We start from the raw sequence: 14,456 nt of genomic DNA on the forward strand, positions 1-14,456 counted from the left end.
GATCGCGAAAGCGGTCTGGGGTTTCTTCTTTAGGGCGCGGAAAACACGTCCAGGCCATCGCATAGGGGGCGGTCACCGCACCCTACGTAGCTTCGCGAGCAGAGCTCGCTCCTACGGGGCATCAGCGCTCACCTCGGATTTAAGAGTTTGCTCGCTATGGTCGTCTTGTTCTGATGAATCACAGGCCATCAATGCGCGACTTCCTTCTGAATGATCTCGATTGATAACTCCTGATCCTTGCGATCCAACCAGACGTGGCGAGCACTAAGGCATTCTCCTATGCGTCAATCGAGTCGTATCACCTTCCGCTCCACCTTCCGCATCAAGATCAGCGATCGCGAAAGCGACACACTGATCGGATACGCGGGCGATGTTTCCGAATGTGGGATGAAACTTCTGAGCGATACACCGGTGGAGCCCGGGAGTGAACTGAAGCTGCGCGTGCGCATGCGTGATCGCCAGGGGGAGATGCGCCAGGTGGATGTGGATATGGTCTGTCAGTGGTCGCAGGAGAATACCCGCACGGGCTTCTTCGAAGCCGGGCTGGCCTTGCAGGACGAGACAGCCGAGTACGTCCGGCTGATCGAAGGCATGCGTAAAGTGCGCAAGGAAAAGGCTTAGGCAGGAGGGATGGCAGGGCGATGAAGAATCGTCCTGACGCGCAATCTTCTTATGAGGTTGGGATGATGGATGCGAATAACGCATCCATCAGCGTGTTGAAACCTTTGCCAGTCAGCCCAGCGTACCGAGGATATTGACGCCAACTCGATCCGGGATCTCGTTCTGCGACAGCACATGCAGGCCGGGGCTGAATACCCGGGCATAGCGCGCCAGCAGCGGGCGTAGCTGCGGCATCACGGTAAGGATCGGTGGATGGCCATCCTTGCGCAGCTTCTCTTTGACCACCGGCATGGTGTTCTGCAACTGGTTGAGCAGGCTGGGTTCCACTGGGATGTTGTCGAGGCTTACCGGGCCGGCCTGCTGGGCGATGGCCAGGGCATTGAGCAGGGTGTTCTCAAGCGCGTTCTCAAGAATGAACACCGACAGCTCCTGGCGCTCACCGGCGATCATGCCAACGATGCTGCGGCGCAGCGCGTAGCGCACATCGGATGCCAGCAGTACCGGGTCCTTGGTCGACTCGCTGGCTTCCAGCAACGTGGTAGCGATGGTGACGATATCCTTGAGCGGCACTTGCTCTTGCAGCAACTGGCGGTAGACGCGGTGCTGCTGGGTGTAGCTGAGTTGGTTCTTCAGGCTCTCAGCCAGTTTCGGCGCCTGTACCTGCAGACGCTGCATCAGCTGGTCGACGTCGTCGTGCTTGAACACATCCGGTAGATGCTCACGGATCACCTTGTTCAGGTGCGTGGCGATGACGCTGGCACAGTCGATCACCTGGTAGCCAAGATTCAGCGCACGAGCCTTGTCCTCCGGCTGAATCCACACCACCTGCATGCGGTAGGCCGGGTCGACGCCGAGAATGCCGTCGATCTCGCCATAGAGCTCTGGCGAGGGGATAGCCATCATGCGATCGGCATGCAGCTCGGCGCTGTCGATCTTCTCGCCATTGATCTGGATGCTGTACTGCGATGCTTTCAGGCGCAGGCTGTCGCGGATATGCACTTCCGGCAGCAGGAAACCCAGGCTTTCCGACAAGGTCTGACGGACGCCGCGCACGCGTTGGGTCAGCGGCGCACCGGCGGCTTCGTTGACCAGACCGACCAATTTGTAGCCTAGCGACACGGATAGGCGCTCGACCAGCGGGATGTCCTCCCACACCATGTTCTGCGCACGTTCCTGCTCCATCGCCTTGCCCAATGCCTCGACCTGTTCGAGGCTGGCGGCTTCCTTGGGCGGGCCATTGCGCGAAATCATCCAGGCAATGAACGCCACCAGCGCGGCGAAGCTGATAAACGCCAGGTGCGGCATGCCGGGCACCAGCGCCAGGGTGAACAGAATGCCGGCCACGGTATAGAGCAGCGCTGGCTGGGCCAGCAACTGGCGGTGTACCTGGTCGGTAATCTCCGAGGATTCGTTGATCCGCGTGACGATGATCGCTGCTGCAGTGGACAGCAGCAGTGCCGGGATCTGCGCCACCAGGCCATCACCGATGGTCAGCAGGGCGTACTGCTGGAAGGCCTGGCCTGCGCCCAGGTCGTAGACGAACAGGCCGATGGCGAAGCCGCCGAACAGGTTGATCAACAGGATCAGAATGCCGGCGATAGCATCACCACGGACGAACTTCGAAGCGCCGTCCATGGCCCCGTAAAAGTCGGCTTCCTTGGCCACTTCGGCGCGGCGACGCTTGGCTTCGTGCTGCTCGATCAAGCCGGCGTTGAGGTCGGCATCGATGGCCATCTGCTTGCCCGGCAATGCATCGAGGGTGAAGCGTGCGGTTACCTCGGAGATTCGCTCGCCGCCCTTGGTGACGACGATGAAGTTGATGATCATCAGGATCACGAACACCACCAGGCCGACGATGAAGTTGCCGCCGATCACCACCTCGCCGAACGACTCGATCACCTTGCCCGCCGCGCCGGTGCCGGTATGGCCCTCGAGTAGTACCACGCGGGTCGAGGCGACGTTCAGGCACAGACGCAGCAACGTGGTGATCAGGATTACTGTGGGGAACAGGGAAAAATCCAGCGGACTCTTGGACGACACGCTGACCAACAGCACCAGGATGGCCATGGCGATGTTGAAGGTGAACAGGGCATCGAGCAGCACCGGTGGCAGCGGCAGGATGACCATGGCCAGGATCGACAGGATCAGCACCGGAATACCGATACGGCCGCTGCGGAAGGTGGGCGCGAGTTGCTGCAGTAGGTTCATGAATCAGCCCCTGTTGGCCAAGCTGTCGGGAATCGGGAGGTTGCTCGCCAGTTCTGGCTTGCTTCTGCGCCCCTGGCGCCAGGCCTTGAGCTGCAGGATGTAGGTCAGCACATGGGCCACGGCGGTATACAGCGGTGCCGGGATCTGCTGGTTGATCTGGGTGGTGAAGTAGATGGCGCGTGCCAGCGGTGGGATTTCCACCACCTCAAGCTCATGCTTCTTGGCCATCTGGCGCATGTAGAGCGCGGTTTCATCGACGCCCTTGGCCAACACGAAGGGAGCGGCGGCCTTCTTGGTGTCGTACTTGAGTGCCACGGCGTAGTGCGTCGGGTTGACGATGACCACGTCGGCGTTCTTGATAACCTTGCTGATCTGTCGTTGCAGCATCTGCCGTTGCAGCTGCTTGATGCGCGCCTTGACCTCGGGGCGACCCTCCTGGTTCTTGTGCTCCTCCTTGCGCTCCTGCTTGGTCATGCGCATCTTCTTGAGGAAGAAGTAGCGCTGCAGCGGGATGTCGATGAAGGAGAACACCACGAAGATCAGCATCAGGCACAGGGTCAGGTTGAAGGTCAGATTCAGGGCTGCCGAGATCGCCTCGAACACGCTGCTGCGCTGCAGGGCGATCAGGTCCGGCAGGGCCGCGCGTACCAGGACATAGCCGACACCGAGCAGCACCAGCACCTTGAGGATCGACTTGAGCAGTTCGCTCCAGTTCTGTGCGGAGAAGATCCGCCCCAGGCCAGTGATGGGATTGAGCTTGCTGAGTTTCGGCGCAAAGTTTTTCGCGGAAAACACCCAGCCGCCCGGTACCAACGACAGCGTCACCACCAGCACGGAGGTGAGCAGCAGAGGAGATAGCAGCTTGATGAACACCAGCATGTTGTAGCCAAGCAGGGTGTCCAGATCATCCAGGCCGATCTCGCTGTGGCCGAACTGGATATATGACAGGCGGAAGCTGTCATTGAGCCCTTCGAGGAACAGTCCGGCGCTGAACTTGAGAATGAACAGGGTGGCGATCAGCGAGATGGTGGTCGACAGATCCTTGGAGCGCGCAACCTGGCCGTCATCCTTGCTCTTTTTCAGTTTGTGCGCGGAGGCTTCTTCCGTTTTTTCCTGGCCGCTGTTCTGCTCAGACATTGCCGCCCTCGCGCAGAATCACGCCGATGCCGTTGAGCAACTCGCGGGTCAGGTGCAGGTAGCTGTCGGGCAGGTTGGGCAAGGTCAGATAGATGCACAGCAGGCCCATCAGAATGCTGATGGGAAAGCCCAGGGAGAACAGGTTCATCGCCGGTGAAATGCGGTTTAGCAGGCCGAAGCAGAATTGCACCAGGGTCAGGCAGAACACCACTGGCAGGGTCACCAGCACGGCCGCTGCCAGCACCCAGGAGAAGGCCTGGATGAAGCTCTGCGCGCCCATGTAATGCAGGCCGTTGCCGACCGGCCAGAACAGGAAGCTCTGATACAGCACGCTGACGGTGACCAGGTGGCCGTCGATGGCGAAGAACAGCAGCACCAGCAGAATGAAGTACAGCTGGTAGATGATCGAGGACGACGACACGCCATTCACCGGGTCGTTGTAGCGCGCCATGCTCATGCCCATCTGTGTCGACACCACTTCACCGACCAGCATGAAGATGGTGAAGACCAGTTGTAGGGTCAGCCCCAGCAGCACGCCGAAAGCGATCTGCTCCAGTGCTGTCATCAGCCCCTTCAGTGACAACGGGTCGATTTCGGGCATGTCCGGTAGGGCGGCGCCAAGGGCGATGGTCAGGGCCAGGGCGAGGAGAATACGCACGCGTATCGACACCGCCTTGTGATTGAACAGCGGCGCCATGCTGAGCAGGGCAACGATGCGGCAGAACGGCCACCAGTAAGCCTGCAGGCTGGTCAGATACTGGCTGGCATGCAGCACGGGTTCGGACATGCTTCAGCCCACCAGGTGACCGGCCTGCTTGAAGGTTTCGATGAACAGATCCCCCAATGTGCGCAGGATCCAGTGGCCGGCGAACAGCAGCATGGCCAGGGTGATCAGCAGGCGCGGGAGGAAGCTGAGCATCTGTTCGTTGATCTGCGTCGCTGCCTGGAAAATGCTCACCAGCAGGCCGCCGAGCAGGCTCGGTACCACCAGTACGCAGACGATGATGCCGGTGATGTAGACCGCATGAGCCACCAGCTCGGCGGCGTGTTCGGGCGTGAGCATCGCGAAGCCTCGCTAATAGGGCTGAATGCTGGTGGTGAGGGTGCCGACCAGCAGCGTCCAGCCATCGACCAGGACGAAGATCATCAATTTGAACGGCAGCGAGATCATCATCGGCGAGAGCATCATCATGCCCATCGCCATCAGTACGCTGGCCACCACCAGGTCGATCACCAGAAAGGGTACGAAGATCATGAAGCCGAGTTGAAAGGCGGTTTTCAGCTCGCTGAGCACGAAGGCTGGCAGCAGCAGGGAGAAGTCCAGTTGGGCCAGGTCCTCGGGCAGCTCTTCGCCGGCCAGGGCGACCAGGGTTTCCAGTGAGTTCTTGCTGGTCTGCGCCAGCATGAACTGGCTGATGATGCGTTTGCCTTCGCCCAGGCCCTGTTCGAGGCTGATCTGGTCGGCCTCGAAAGGCACATAGGCCTCGGTGTACATCTCTTGCCACACCGGGCGCATCACCAGCAGGGTCAGGCACAGGGCGATGCCGATCAGCACCGGGTTGGGCGGGCTTTGCTGCAGGCCGATGGCCTGGCGCAGGATGGCCAGGACGATGATGAAGCGGGTGAAGCAGGTCATCATCATCAACATCGCTGGCAGGAAGCCCAGCAGCGTCATGATCAGCAAGATCTGCAACTTGACGCTCAGGGTCTGGCCGTCTTCGCTGTCGTTGAAGTTGAACAGGGTTATGTCGCCGCCGGCCGCCTGGGCTAGCAACGGGCAGCACAGCGCCGCCAGCAGCAGGCCGGATTGCAGCAGACGGCGCAGCATCACACGCCCAGCCCGCTGAGGCCGCTGCCGGACAACTCGACGATGCGCAGGCCGTAGTTGCCGTTCATCACCACCACCTCGGCCTTGGCGAACAGCGCGCCGTTGACCTTCACGTCTAGCGGCTCGCCGGCCAGCTTGTCGAGGGCGATCACGCTGCCGGCATCGACGTCCATCAGCTCCTTGAGGGTGATCTCGGTGGAGGCTACTTCCAGGGTGACGTTGACCGGGATTTTGCCGAAGAAGCTCAGGTCCTGCTGCGGCAGGCTGGCCGGCGTTGGCTCCGGAGCAGAGTCGCTGACGGTCTCATCGAGATTGAGGCCGGCGTCGTTGATCAGACTGTCGAAATCGTTATCGGAAATGGGGCTGCTCATGGGGTCTTCACGCTCTCAAGAGAAGTCAGGAACAAGGAGCCGTCGTCTTCGAAGATGGCGCCGCGAAACAGCTTCTGCTGGTTGATCTGTACATCGCAGCGCTCCAGCAGGCGCATCGGCAGGATGTCGCCGGGACGCAGGGCAAGCACTTGCGACAGAGGCATTTGCAGGCTGGCTACCACGCAGTCCAGGCGCACTGGTAACTGGCGAATCTGGTTGAGCGAGTTGCCGCCCTGAGTCATCGGTGCCGGGGACGTAAGGCGACTGGTCAGCTCATCCGCCAGCTGCGTATCCAAGTAGATGAAGATCGATGCCTGGCTGCCGGTGATATGGCTGGTGAAGTGGAACTCCGCCACGTACTCCCAAGCTGCCTCTTCATAAGTGTTGTCGTAAGGCTCGAGCTTGCCGAAGGTCTGGCCGGCGAGAATCGAGCGGGCGAACAACTGGGTCACGTCCAGACCCAGACGCGTGCGCATGCGTTGCTCAGAGGTACTCACTGGCGGCGCTTCATGGTTGGGCAGACAAGTGCCGCCGTAGTAACACTCCAGCGCTTCGGTGAGCAGGGCGCGGTCCATGGCGAAACCGACCTTGCCCAGCGTCGAGCGATAGAGGCACTCGGCATCTTTATTCACCTGTTCGTGAACATCGACTCGCAGCAGTTCAAGATTGATCCGATAGTTACGTAGAAAGTAGTCACTGATAATTCGCGGGTACTTACTGGAGAGCTCGCGAATATAGTGGGGAATCTTGTGGTAATGCCGGCCAAGTTTCTGCGGTTTCAACCGGGTCAGACTGTCGGCGGGCACGCCATGAAGGACTTTTTTAATCCCGGTCATGTTGTGGGCTGTATTCCTGGTTGTAACTGCGCGTGCACCATCAAGTGCATTCGATGGGCGTGCAGAGGACGTTTTGATATGCCGGCGGGCTTTGGCAGCAGTGCCTTGGCCATGGCGTCGAATTCATCCGGGAAAAGCGCGCAGGCCCGTGATGACTAGGAGAAGTCTAGGCCGAGGGAGGGCGAGAAATTAAATCAATAGATATCAAATGCTGTTTTTTGATAGCGGCTTGCCGGTGTTGATAGGAAATAACAACAAGTAATTCGGTGGATTTCTGTGCGCTTGTTAACGTTCGCGCTGTGATCCGTTGCGCGTATATAGGGAGTGCAGACAAGTACTGCCTAAGTTGACCAATACAAGCGACGGAAAGTTTCGAAAGATTAAGGGGCCAAGTGAAAAAATCTGCCATCTACTTGGCAGTTTTAGACGCAGGGTCGAATGCCGCCGCCGGGCTCATGAAAGACATCGGGTGATTTACCTTGAAGCATTCAACTCAAACGGTAAGTTACGCCTGCGACGAGTTGTTCAATGAACAACTGGGGCAGCAACATATAGTCGTGATCGGTCAGGCCGATGCGGCCAGCGAGCGCCTGTTGACCGGTGGTCTGCTGCGCCAGGGTTTTCAGGTACGCCGCTTCGCCAGCTGTCTCGAACTGGACCCGCGGGCACTGGAAAGCGCCAGCCTGGTGCTGGTGTTCGTCAGCAGTCTGGCGGGCAACACCCTTTATGCACAGGTAGGCGCCATCCTGCGTCAGGTTGGCCGCGTCGGTGTAGTGCCAGTCGTGGAATATGCTGACCAGGAGAAGGCTGCCGCGTTGCTTGAACTCGGCTGTGTCGACTATCTCCTGGCACCGTTCAGCGAAGCCCAGCTCAGTGCGCTGCTGCGCCGTCAGGAATCGGCCAGCGCTGGCGAAGAAGGATTCGTTTCCTGCTCGCAGGCTGGTCGCCGTTTGCTGGCCATGGCCCAGCGTGTGGCCATGACTCGCGCGCCCATTCTGATCACCGGCGAGACCGGCACCGGCAAGGAGCTGATGGCGCGCTACATTCACCGCTTTTCCGCGCAGGATGATGCGCCCTTCATTGCCGTGAACTGCGCGGCAATCCCCGAGCAGATGCTCGAATCCATTCTCTTCGGTCACGAAAAGGGTGCCTTCACCGGCGCCGTGAGTGCTCAGCCCGGCAAGTTCGAGTTGGCCAATGGCGGCACGCTGTTGCTCGACGAGATCGGTGAGCTGCCGCTGGGCCTGCAGGCCAAGCTGTTGCGCGTGTTGCAGGAGCAGCGCGTCGAGCGTCTGGGCGGGCGCCGTGAAATCGCCCTGGATGTGCGCATCATCGCCGCCACCAACCGTGATCTGCAGCAGGAAGTGGCCGAGGGCCGTTTCCGCGCCGACCTGATGTTCCGTCTCGATGTCCTGCCGCTGCATATCAGCCCGCTGCGTGAGCGCAAGGAAGACGTGCTGGCCTTGGCGCGTCGCTTCATCCGCCAGTATGCGCCGCAGGACGCGCGCCACGAACTGCTCACCGAAGATGCCTGTCGCGCGCTGCTGGCGCATGACTGGCCGGGCAATGTGCGCGAGCTGGAGAACTGCCTGCAGCGCGCGCTGATTCTGCGCAATGGTCTGTATATCCAGGCTCAGGACCTGGGCCTCAGCGTCCCCGAGAGCAGCGCGGCAGAGCAGGCGCCACGTCTGCAGCCGCAGGCGCTCGAGGGCGGCAAGGCAGCCTTGCGCGCGAGCGGCAAATGGGCCGAGTACCAGCATGTAATCGACACCATCCGCCGTTTCGGCGGGCACAAGACCAAGGCCGCCGAAAGCCTTGGCATGACACCGCGCGCACTGCGCTATCGCCTCAACGCCATGCGCGAGCAGGGCGTTCAGATTCCCGTCTAGGAGAAGCAAAGGATGAATTCGATTAGCCAGGTGCAGCAGGACCTGCTGGGCCGCATGGAGCAACTGAAAAGTCTCAGCGAAGCGACGCCGATCAAGCCCGCACAGGCATTCGCCGTGCAGCCTGGCGAGCCTGGGTTTGCTGCGGCTTTCGACAGTGCGGTGCGCGCAGTGGACGCGCAGCAGCATCGTTCCGGGGAGCTGATGGCTGCGGTGGACAGCGGGCAGAGCGACGACCTGGTAGGGGCGATGATCGAGAGCCAGAAAGCCAGTGTGTCGTTCAGCGCGTTGATGCAGGTGCGCAACAAGCTATCCAGCGCTTTCGACGACATCATGAAGATGCCGCTGTAAGCGGATTGAGGGCTGACGCGTGCTGCAGACCATAAGAAGCAAGCTGCCTGAACAGGGGCTGAAACTCGATCCACGCATGACCCTGATCGGCCTCGCGCTGATCGCCGCCTTGCTGGCGGTTGGTGTGGTGTTCTACCTCTGGCGCGACCAGGGCTCGTTCCGCCCACTGTATGGCAGCGGCGAGGCCTATCCGGCCGCCGAAGTGATGCAGGTGCTCGACGGTGATGCGATCAGCTACCGCCTGCATCCGCAGAGCGGTCAGGTGCTGGTCCGCGAGGACCAGCTTGGCCGTGCGCGCATGTTGCTGGCGGCCAAGGGCGTGCAGGTCAAGGTACCGGCTGGCTATGAGCTGTTCGACAAGGATGAGCCGCTGGGCACCAGCCAGTTCGTCCAGGATGTGCGCCTCAAACGCAGCCTGGAGGGTGAGCTGGCGCGTACGGTGATGGCGCTCAAGGGCGTGGAGGGTGCGCGGGTACACCTGGCGCTGCAGGAGAGCAGCTCCTTCGTGGTCGGCAAGCGTGAGCCGGGCAAGGCTTCGGTGATGCTGCAGCTGGCGCCTGGCTACAAGCTGGCGCCGGAACAGGTCAGCGCCATCGTCAATCTGGTGGCTGGCAGCGTGCCGCAGCTCGATGCCGGCAATGTCCAGGTGGTCGACCAGTACGGCGCACTGCTGTCACGGGGCATCGACACGCTGGGTGGCCCGGTGCAGAACTGGCAGGTAGTCGACGACTACCAGAGCAAGGCCGTGGCCAACGCCGAGGCGGTGCTGGCGCCAGTGCTCGGTGGTGGTAACTATCGCATCAGCGTGTCGGCTGACATCGACTTCAGTCAGAAGGAAGAGACTTTCCAGTCCTACGGCGAGACGCCGCGCTTGCGCAATGAAGTGCTGCGCGACGAAAGCGTGCTCGACCAGCTGGCTCTCGGCGTCCCTGGCTCGCTGGCTAATCGGCCGCCGCAGCCTGCGCCGGAGCCGCCTGCCGATCAGGCGCAGGCGGGGGCTCAGACCGAAAATGGCAACCAGGCAGCGACCTCGCTGCGCAAGGAATCCAATCGTCAGCTGGATTACGACCAGAGCGTCACTCACGTCAAACACGCGCCCTTCAGCCTGCGTCAGCAGAGCATCGCCGTGGTGCTCAACGCCGCCGTGGCGCCAGAGGGTGGCTGGACGCCAGAGGCGCGCGAGGAGCTTGCGGCGATGGTCAAGAGTGCCGTGGGCTTCAATCAGGCGCGCGGCGACCTGCTGACGCTGAGCGTCTTCCCCTTCACCGATGCCGGTATCGGCGGTGCCGGCGACGAGCTGCTGCCCTGGTGGGAAAACGCCAAGGTGCACGACCTGGCCAAGCTCGGCGTGTTCGCCCTGATCAGCCTGCTGCTGTTGCTGATGGTGGTGCGCCCTGCAGTGCGCAGCCTGAGCCAGCGCAGCCAGCCTGGTGCGCCTGTGGCGGTCGAGGGCGACGACCAGCTGGCGCTGCACGCTGAGCGCGCAGCCGAGCGCCTGTTGGCACGCGTTGGCGACGATACGCCAGGTGCAACCGTGCTCGGCGAACTCAACCCTTTGTCGGAGATTCGCCTGCCGGCGCCCGGCTCGGGTCTGGAGCTACAGATCGAGCACCTGCAGATGCTGGCCAAGAACGATCCCGAGCGTGTCTCGGAAGTCATCAAACAGTGGATAGGGCGTAATGAACGAGACCTCAACCCAGCCTGACGGCCGCGGCGGCTCCACCGCCAAGGAAATGCGCCTGCGCGTGCAGAAGCGCTCGCTGAGTACCTCCGAGCAGGCCGCCATTCTCATGCTGAGCATGGGTGACGAGATTTCTGCCGGCGTGCTCAGGCATTTCTCACGCGAGGAGATCGTCAGCATCAGCCAGGCGATGGCACGCCTGTCCAACGTCAAGCAACCGATGGTTTCCGACGTCATCGGCCGCTTCTTCGAGGACTACAAGGAGCAGAGCAGCATCAAGGGCGCCTCGCGTGGCTACCTCGACGGCATGCTCAGCAAGGCGTTGGGCAGCGAAATCACCCGCTCGCTGCTCGACAGCATCTATGGCGAGGAGATCCGCGCCAAGATGGCCAAGATGGAGTGGCTCGACCCCAAGCAGTTCGCTGCGCTGATCGCCAAGGAGCACGCGCAGATGCAGGCGGTGTTCCTCGCCTTTCTACCGCCCGGCATGGCCAGCGAGGTGCTCGAATGCATGCCCAAGGAGCGTCAGGACGAGCTGCTGTATCGCATCGCCAACCTCAACGAGGTCAACAGCGACGTCATCGCCGAGCTGGAGCAGCTGATCGAGCGCAGCCTGGCGGTGCTTAGCACCCAGGGTTCGCAGGTGCGCGGGGTCAAGCAGGCGGCGGACATCATGAACCGCTTCAAGGGTGATCGCGGGCAGATGTTCGAGCTGTTGCGCGCCCATGACGATCAACTGGTCGAGCGCATCGAGGATGAAATGTACGACTTCTTCATCCTCTCGCGGCAGAACCAGGACGTGCTACAGGCGTTGCTCGAAGCCGTGCCGCTGGAAGAGTGGGTGGTCGCCCTCAAGGGTGCCGAGCCCGAGCTGGTGCGCGCCATCACCGGTGCCATGCCCAAGCGTCAGGCCCAGCAGATGGAGTCGATCAACCGGCGCCAGGGCCCGGTGCCCTTGAGCCGCGTCGAGCAGGTGCGCAAGGACATCATGGCGGTGGTGCGCGAAATGTCGGCCAGTGGCGAGCTGCAGGTGCAGTTGTTCCGCGAACAGACGGTGGAATGAGATGACGGTCAAGGTGATCAGCGGCGACGCCCGCCCGTGGCGCGCCTATCGTTTTCCCCCGCGCAGCAGCCAACCAGCAATGGATTGGAGCGGCGATGCCGCTGGCCTGCAGCGGGCCATGGCCGACGGCTTTCAGCAGGGCATCGAGAAGGGCTATCAGGACGGCTTGCAGCAGGGCGAGGAGGCCGGGCGTCAGGCTGGCTTCGAGCAGGGCCGCGACGAAGGGCTGAAGCTCGGGCGAGACGAGGGTCGCAATGAGGGACGCCGTGAGTTCGAGCTGGCCGCGCAGCCGCTGCAGCAGATCAGCGAGAAGGTCGAGCAGTACCTTGGCGAGCTGGAGCACAAGCGTCGTCAGGAATTGCTGGAGCTGGTGAAGAAGGTTTCGCAGCAGGTGATCCGCTGCGAACTCACGCTGCACCCGACCCAGTTGCTGGCACTGGTCGAGGAGGCGCTGACCAGCATGCCGGGCGAGCCCGAAGACGTGCAGGTATTGCTCAGCCCTGAAGAATACGCGCGGATCAAGGCGCTGGCGCCGGAGCGTGCGGCGAACTGGAAGTTGGTGGCTGACGAGCGTCTGGCTCTGGGCGAGTGCCGCGTGGTCACGCCGCAGGCCGAGGCCGACATCGGTTGCCAGCAGCGCCTGGATGCCTGCATCGACACCCTGGCCGAACACCTGCATCTGACTGAGGCCTGAGCGAATGCTCGATTACAAGCTCGACGAAGCGCTGCGCTCGCTCGATGGCGTGCAACTAGCCAAGGTCGCCGGGCGTCTGGTGCGGGTCTCGGGCATGCTGCTGGAGAGCCTCGGCTGCCAGCGCAGTACCGGTCAGCGCTGTCGCGTCGAGCAGGCCGACGGTAGCCTGCTGGACGCCCAGGTGGTCGGCTTCAACCGCGATATCACCTACCTGATGCCGTTCAAGAAGCCGGTCGGCCTGGCCGCTGGCTCGCGGGTATTCCCGGCCAAGGACGAAGCGCTGCTGCAGATCGACGAGTCCTGGCTCGGGCGCGTGGTCAACGGACTCGGCGAGCCGCTGGATGAGCGCGGCAAGCTCAGCGGGCGCGACCCATTGCCGATCGAACTGCCCAGGGTCAACCCGCTCCGCCGTCGTCCGGTTGAGGCCGCGCTGGATGTTGGCGTGCGCGCCATCAATGGCCTGCTGACCCTAGGCAAAGGGCAGCGCGTCGGCCTGTTTGCCGGCTCTGGGGTGGGCAAGAGCGTGCTGCTGGGGATGATCACCCGGCAGACCAAGGCCGACGTGGTGGTGGTCGGGCTGATCGGTGAGCGCGGGCGTGAGGTGCAGGAATTCATCCTGCATTCCCTCGGCGAAGAGGGACTGCGCAAGGCCGTGGTGGTGGTGGCACCGGCCAACGAATCACCGCTGATGCGTCTGAAGGCCACCGAGCTGTGCCACAGCATCGCCGCCTATTTTCGCGATCAGGGCCAAGACGTGCTGCTGCTGGTCGACTCGCTGACCCGCTACGCCATGGCCCAGCGCGAGATCGCCCTGGCCCTCGGCGAACCGCCGGCGACCAAGGGTTATCCGCCGTCGGTATTCGGCATGCTGCCGGAGCTGGTGGAGAGCGCCGGCAACGGTGAGAGCGGCAGTGGCAGCCTCAGTGCCATCTACACCGTGCTGGCCGAAGGCGACGACCATCAGGACCCGATCGTCGATTGCGCGCGGGCGATTCTCGACGGCCATATCGTGCTGTCACGGCGCCTGGCCGATGTCGGCCACTACCCGGCCATCGACATTTCCGCGTCGGTCAGCCGTTGCATGAGCCAGGTCGGTGAGGCGGCACATCTGGCGGCCGGGCGACAGTTCAAGGAGTTCTACAGCACCTTCGAGAAGATCAAGGAGCTGATCCCGCTCGGCGGCTACACGCCGGGCATGGATGCCAAGACCGACCGCGCCGTGCAGCTGGCGCCCAGTCTCGAACGCTTCCTGCGTCAGGAGGTCGGCAGCGGCGCCGAGCTCGGCGCCAGCATCGCCACCTTGCAGAGCATCATCAAATGAAAGAACAGCTGGAAGTGCTTGGCCGTCTGGCCAGCCTGCGTGGCAACCGCGTGCAGCAGATGCTTGGGCGGGTCAGCTATCAGCAGAACCTGTGTCAGCGTTATCGCAACAACATCACCGGGCTCAGTCGCTTGTGCGGGTTCAGCGTACCGATGACCACGCCGCTGCAGCGAGACAACCAGCAGCGCTACAAGGCGACGCTGTACAAGATGGTCGAACTGCAGCGCCGCGAGCTGGCGCTGGCCGAGGAGAACCTGACGCGCATTCAGGGCGAGCTGCTGGCGGCGATGCGCAGCGAGAAGGTCATCACCCAGTTTCTCGAGGGCAAGATGGGCGAGTGGCAGGATCTGCTTGCCCGTCAGGAGCAGAAGATCCAGGATGGCCTGGCCGCGCAGGCCTGGTGGCGAGCCCAGGTCGGTTAATTTTGCACGACGCGTTTAAGTTCTTGCCGCGCCCGGT

The 14,456-nt window shown here is 62.2% G+C and carries 15 protein-coding genes; 8 read left to right on the forward strand and 7 right to left on the reverse strand.

Annotation, left to right across the window (positions count from 1 at the left end):
- Window positions 1–279 precede the first annotated feature (279 nt).
- The gene (locus CXP40_RS19670; protein WP_106735116.1) at window positions 280–621 is read left to right on the forward strand and encodes a PilZ domain-containing protein; all 342 of its coding nucleotides are present in this window, start codon (window positions 280–282) and stop codon (window positions 619–621) included.
- Window positions 622–732: 111 nt separating this feature from the next.
- On the opposite strand, the gene flhA is transcribed toward CXP40_RS19670, so the two are convergent.
- The 7 genes from flhA to CXP40_RS19705 are packed head-to-tail and all read right to left on the reverse strand — an operon-like array spanning window position 733 to window position 7,001.
- Window positions 733–2,829 (reverse strand): flagellar biosynthesis protein FlhA, encoded by a 2,097-nt coding sequence (gene flhA, locus CXP40_RS19675; RefSeq protein ID WP_106735117.1) that lies wholly within the window; start codon window positions 2,827–2,829, stop codon window positions 733–735.
- A 3-nt stretch (window positions 2,830–2,832) separates the two neighbouring features.
- On the reverse strand, window positions 2,833–3,966 hold the full coding sequence (gene flhB, locus CXP40_RS19680; protein WP_106735118.1) for a flagellar biosynthesis protein FlhB: 1,134 nt from the start codon (window positions 3,964–3,966) through the stop codon (window positions 2,833–2,835).
- Entirely contained in the window at window positions 3,959–4,753 is a 795-nt protein-coding gene (gene fliR, locus CXP40_RS19685) for a flagellar biosynthetic protein FliR (protein ID WP_106735119.1), read from the reverse strand. Before fliR ends, flhB begins: the two co-directional genes overlap by 8 nt.
- A 3-nt stretch (window positions 4,754–4,756) precedes the next feature.
- Window positions 4,757–5,029: a flagellar biosynthetic protein FliQ gene (locus CXP40_RS19690; RefSeq protein WP_017676096.1), complete on the reverse strand. Its 273-nt coding sequence runs from the start codon at window positions 5,027–5,029 to the stop codon at window positions 4,757–4,759.
- A 12-nt stretch (window positions 5,030–5,041) separates the two neighbouring features.
- Entirely contained in the window at window positions 5,042–5,794 is a 753-nt protein-coding gene (gene fliP, locus CXP40_RS19695; RefSeq protein WP_099526741.1) for a flagellar type III secretion system pore protein FliP, read from the reverse strand.
- On the reverse strand, window positions 5,794–6,165 hold the full coding sequence (gene fliN / locus CXP40_RS19700) for a flagellar motor switch protein FliN (RefSeq protein ID WP_099526740.1): 372 nt from the start codon (window positions 6,163–6,165) through the stop codon (window positions 5,794–5,796). Before fliN ends, fliP begins: the two co-directional genes overlap by 1 nt.
- A complete protein-coding gene (locus CXP40_RS19705) occupies window positions 6,162–7,001 on the reverse strand; it encodes a FliM/FliN family flagellar motor switch protein (protein WP_099526739.1) in 840 nt (279 codons plus the stop codon). Before CXP40_RS19705 ends, fliN begins: the two co-directional genes overlap by 4 nt.
- 479 nt (window positions 7,002–7,480) lie before the next feature.
- Between CXP40_RS19705 and CXP40_RS19710 the strand changes: the two genes are divergently transcribed.
- From CXP40_RS19710 to CXP40_RS19740, 7 genes are read left to right on the forward strand one after another with little or no spacing between them, the layout of a single operon-like run.
- Window positions 7,481–8,890 carry a sigma-54-dependent Fis family transcriptional regulator gene (locus tag CXP40_RS19710; RefSeq protein ID WP_106735120.1) on the forward strand — a complete coding sequence of 470 codons (1,410 nt, stop codon included), beginning with the start codon at window positions 7,481–7,483 and terminating at the stop codon, window positions 8,888–8,890.
- Between the two features lie 12 nt (window positions 8,891–8,902).
- Window positions 8,903–9,238, forward strand: coding sequence for a flagellar hook-basal body complex protein FliE (locus CXP40_RS19715; protein WP_106735121.1), 336 nt, complete (start codon window positions 8,903–8,905; stop codon window positions 9,236–9,238).
- Between the two features lie 19 nt (window positions 9,239–9,257).
- On the forward strand, window positions 9,258–10,943 hold the full coding sequence (gene fliF / locus CXP40_RS19720; protein WP_106735122.1) for a flagellar basal-body MS-ring/collar protein FliF: 1,686 nt from the start codon (window positions 9,258–9,260) through the stop codon (window positions 10,941–10,943).
- Window positions 10,918–11,982: a FliG C-terminal domain-containing protein gene (locus CXP40_RS19725; RefSeq protein ID WP_045735559.1), complete on the forward strand. Its 1,065-nt coding sequence runs from the start codon at window positions 10,918–10,920 to the stop codon at window positions 11,980–11,982. The genes fliF and CXP40_RS19725 overlap by 26 nt, the downstream gene beginning before the upstream one ends.
- Before the next feature lies 1 nt (window position 11,983).
- Window positions 11,984–12,676 carry a flagellar assembly protein FliH gene (fliH, locus tag CXP40_RS19730; RefSeq protein WP_099526736.1) on the forward strand — a complete coding sequence of 231 codons (693 nt, stop codon included), beginning with the start codon at window positions 11,984–11,986 and terminating at the stop codon, window positions 12,674–12,676.
- Window positions 12,677–12,680: 4 nt separating this feature from the next.
- Window positions 12,681–13,997 (forward strand): flagellar protein export ATPase FliI, encoded by a 1,317-nt coding sequence (fliI, locus tag CXP40_RS19735; protein WP_099526735.1) that lies wholly within the window; start codon window positions 12,681–12,683, stop codon window positions 13,995–13,997.
- Window positions 13,994–14,419, forward strand: coding sequence for a flagellar FliJ family protein (locus CXP40_RS19740; RefSeq protein WP_106735123.1), 426 nt, complete (start codon window positions 13,994–13,996; stop codon window positions 14,417–14,419). Before fliI ends, CXP40_RS19740 begins: the two co-directional genes overlap by 4 nt.
- The last annotated feature ends 37 nt before the right edge of the window (window positions 14,420–14,456 follow it).

The organism is Pseudomonas sp. YY-1 (genome assembly GCF_002843095.1).
Classification (GTDB): domain Bacteria; phylum Pseudomonadota; class Gammaproteobacteria; order Pseudomonadales; family Pseudomonadaceae; genus Aquipseudomonas; species Aquipseudomonas sediminis_A.

What these genes read in the sequence shown, in the direction of transcription:
- CXP40_RS19670 (WP_106735116.1), top strand. Translation starts at nt 280, where the DNA reads ATGCGTCAATCGAGTCGTATCACCTTCCGCTCCACCTTCCGCATCAAG.
- flhA (WP_106735117.1), bottom strand. Translation starts at nt 2,829, where the DNA reads ATGAACCTACTGCAGCAACTCGCGCCCACCTTCCGCAGCGGCCGTATC.
- flhB (WP_106735118.1), bottom strand. Translation starts at nt 3,966, where the DNA reads ATGTCTGAGCAGAACAGCGGCCAGGAAAAAACGGAAGAAGCCTCCGCG.
- fliR (WP_106735119.1), bottom strand. Translation starts at nt 4,753, where the DNA reads ATGTCCGAACCCGTGCTGCATGCCAGCCAGTATCTGACCAGCCTGCAG.
- CXP40_RS19690 (WP_017676096.1), bottom strand. Translation starts at nt 5,029, where the DNA reads ATGCTCACGCCCGAACACGCCGCCGAGCTGGTGGCTCATGCGGTCTAC.
- fliP (WP_099526741.1), bottom strand. Translation starts at nt 5,794, where the DNA reads ATGCTGCGCCGTCTGCTGCAATCCGGCCTGCTGCTGGCGGCGCTGTGC.
- fliN (WP_099526740.1), bottom strand. Translation starts at nt 6,165, where the DNA reads ATGAGCAGCCCCATTTCCGATAACGATTTCGACAGTCTGATCAACGAC.
- CXP40_RS19705 (WP_099526739.1), bottom strand. Translation starts at nt 7,001, where the DNA reads ATGACCGGGATTAAAAAAGTCCTTCATGGCGTGCCCGCCGACAGTCTG.
- CXP40_RS19715 (WP_106735121.1), top strand. Translation starts at nt 8,903, where the DNA reads ATGAATTCGATTAGCCAGGTGCAGCAGGACCTGCTGGGCCGCATGGAG.
- CXP40_RS19725 (WP_045735559.1), top strand. Translation starts at nt 10,918, where the DNA reads ATGAACGAGACCTCAACCCAGCCTGACGGCCGCGGCGGCTCCACCGCC.
- fliH (WP_099526736.1), top strand. Translation starts at nt 11,984, where the DNA reads ATGACGGTCAAGGTGATCAGCGGCGACGCCCGCCCGTGGCGCGCCTAT.
- fliI (WP_099526735.1), top strand. Translation starts at nt 12,681, where the DNA reads ATGCTCGATTACAAGCTCGACGAAGCGCTGCGCTCGCTCGATGGCGTG.
- CXP40_RS19740 (WP_106735123.1), top strand. Translation starts at nt 13,994, where the DNA reads ATGAAAGAACAGCTGGAAGTGCTTGGCCGTCTGGCCAGCCTGCGTGGC.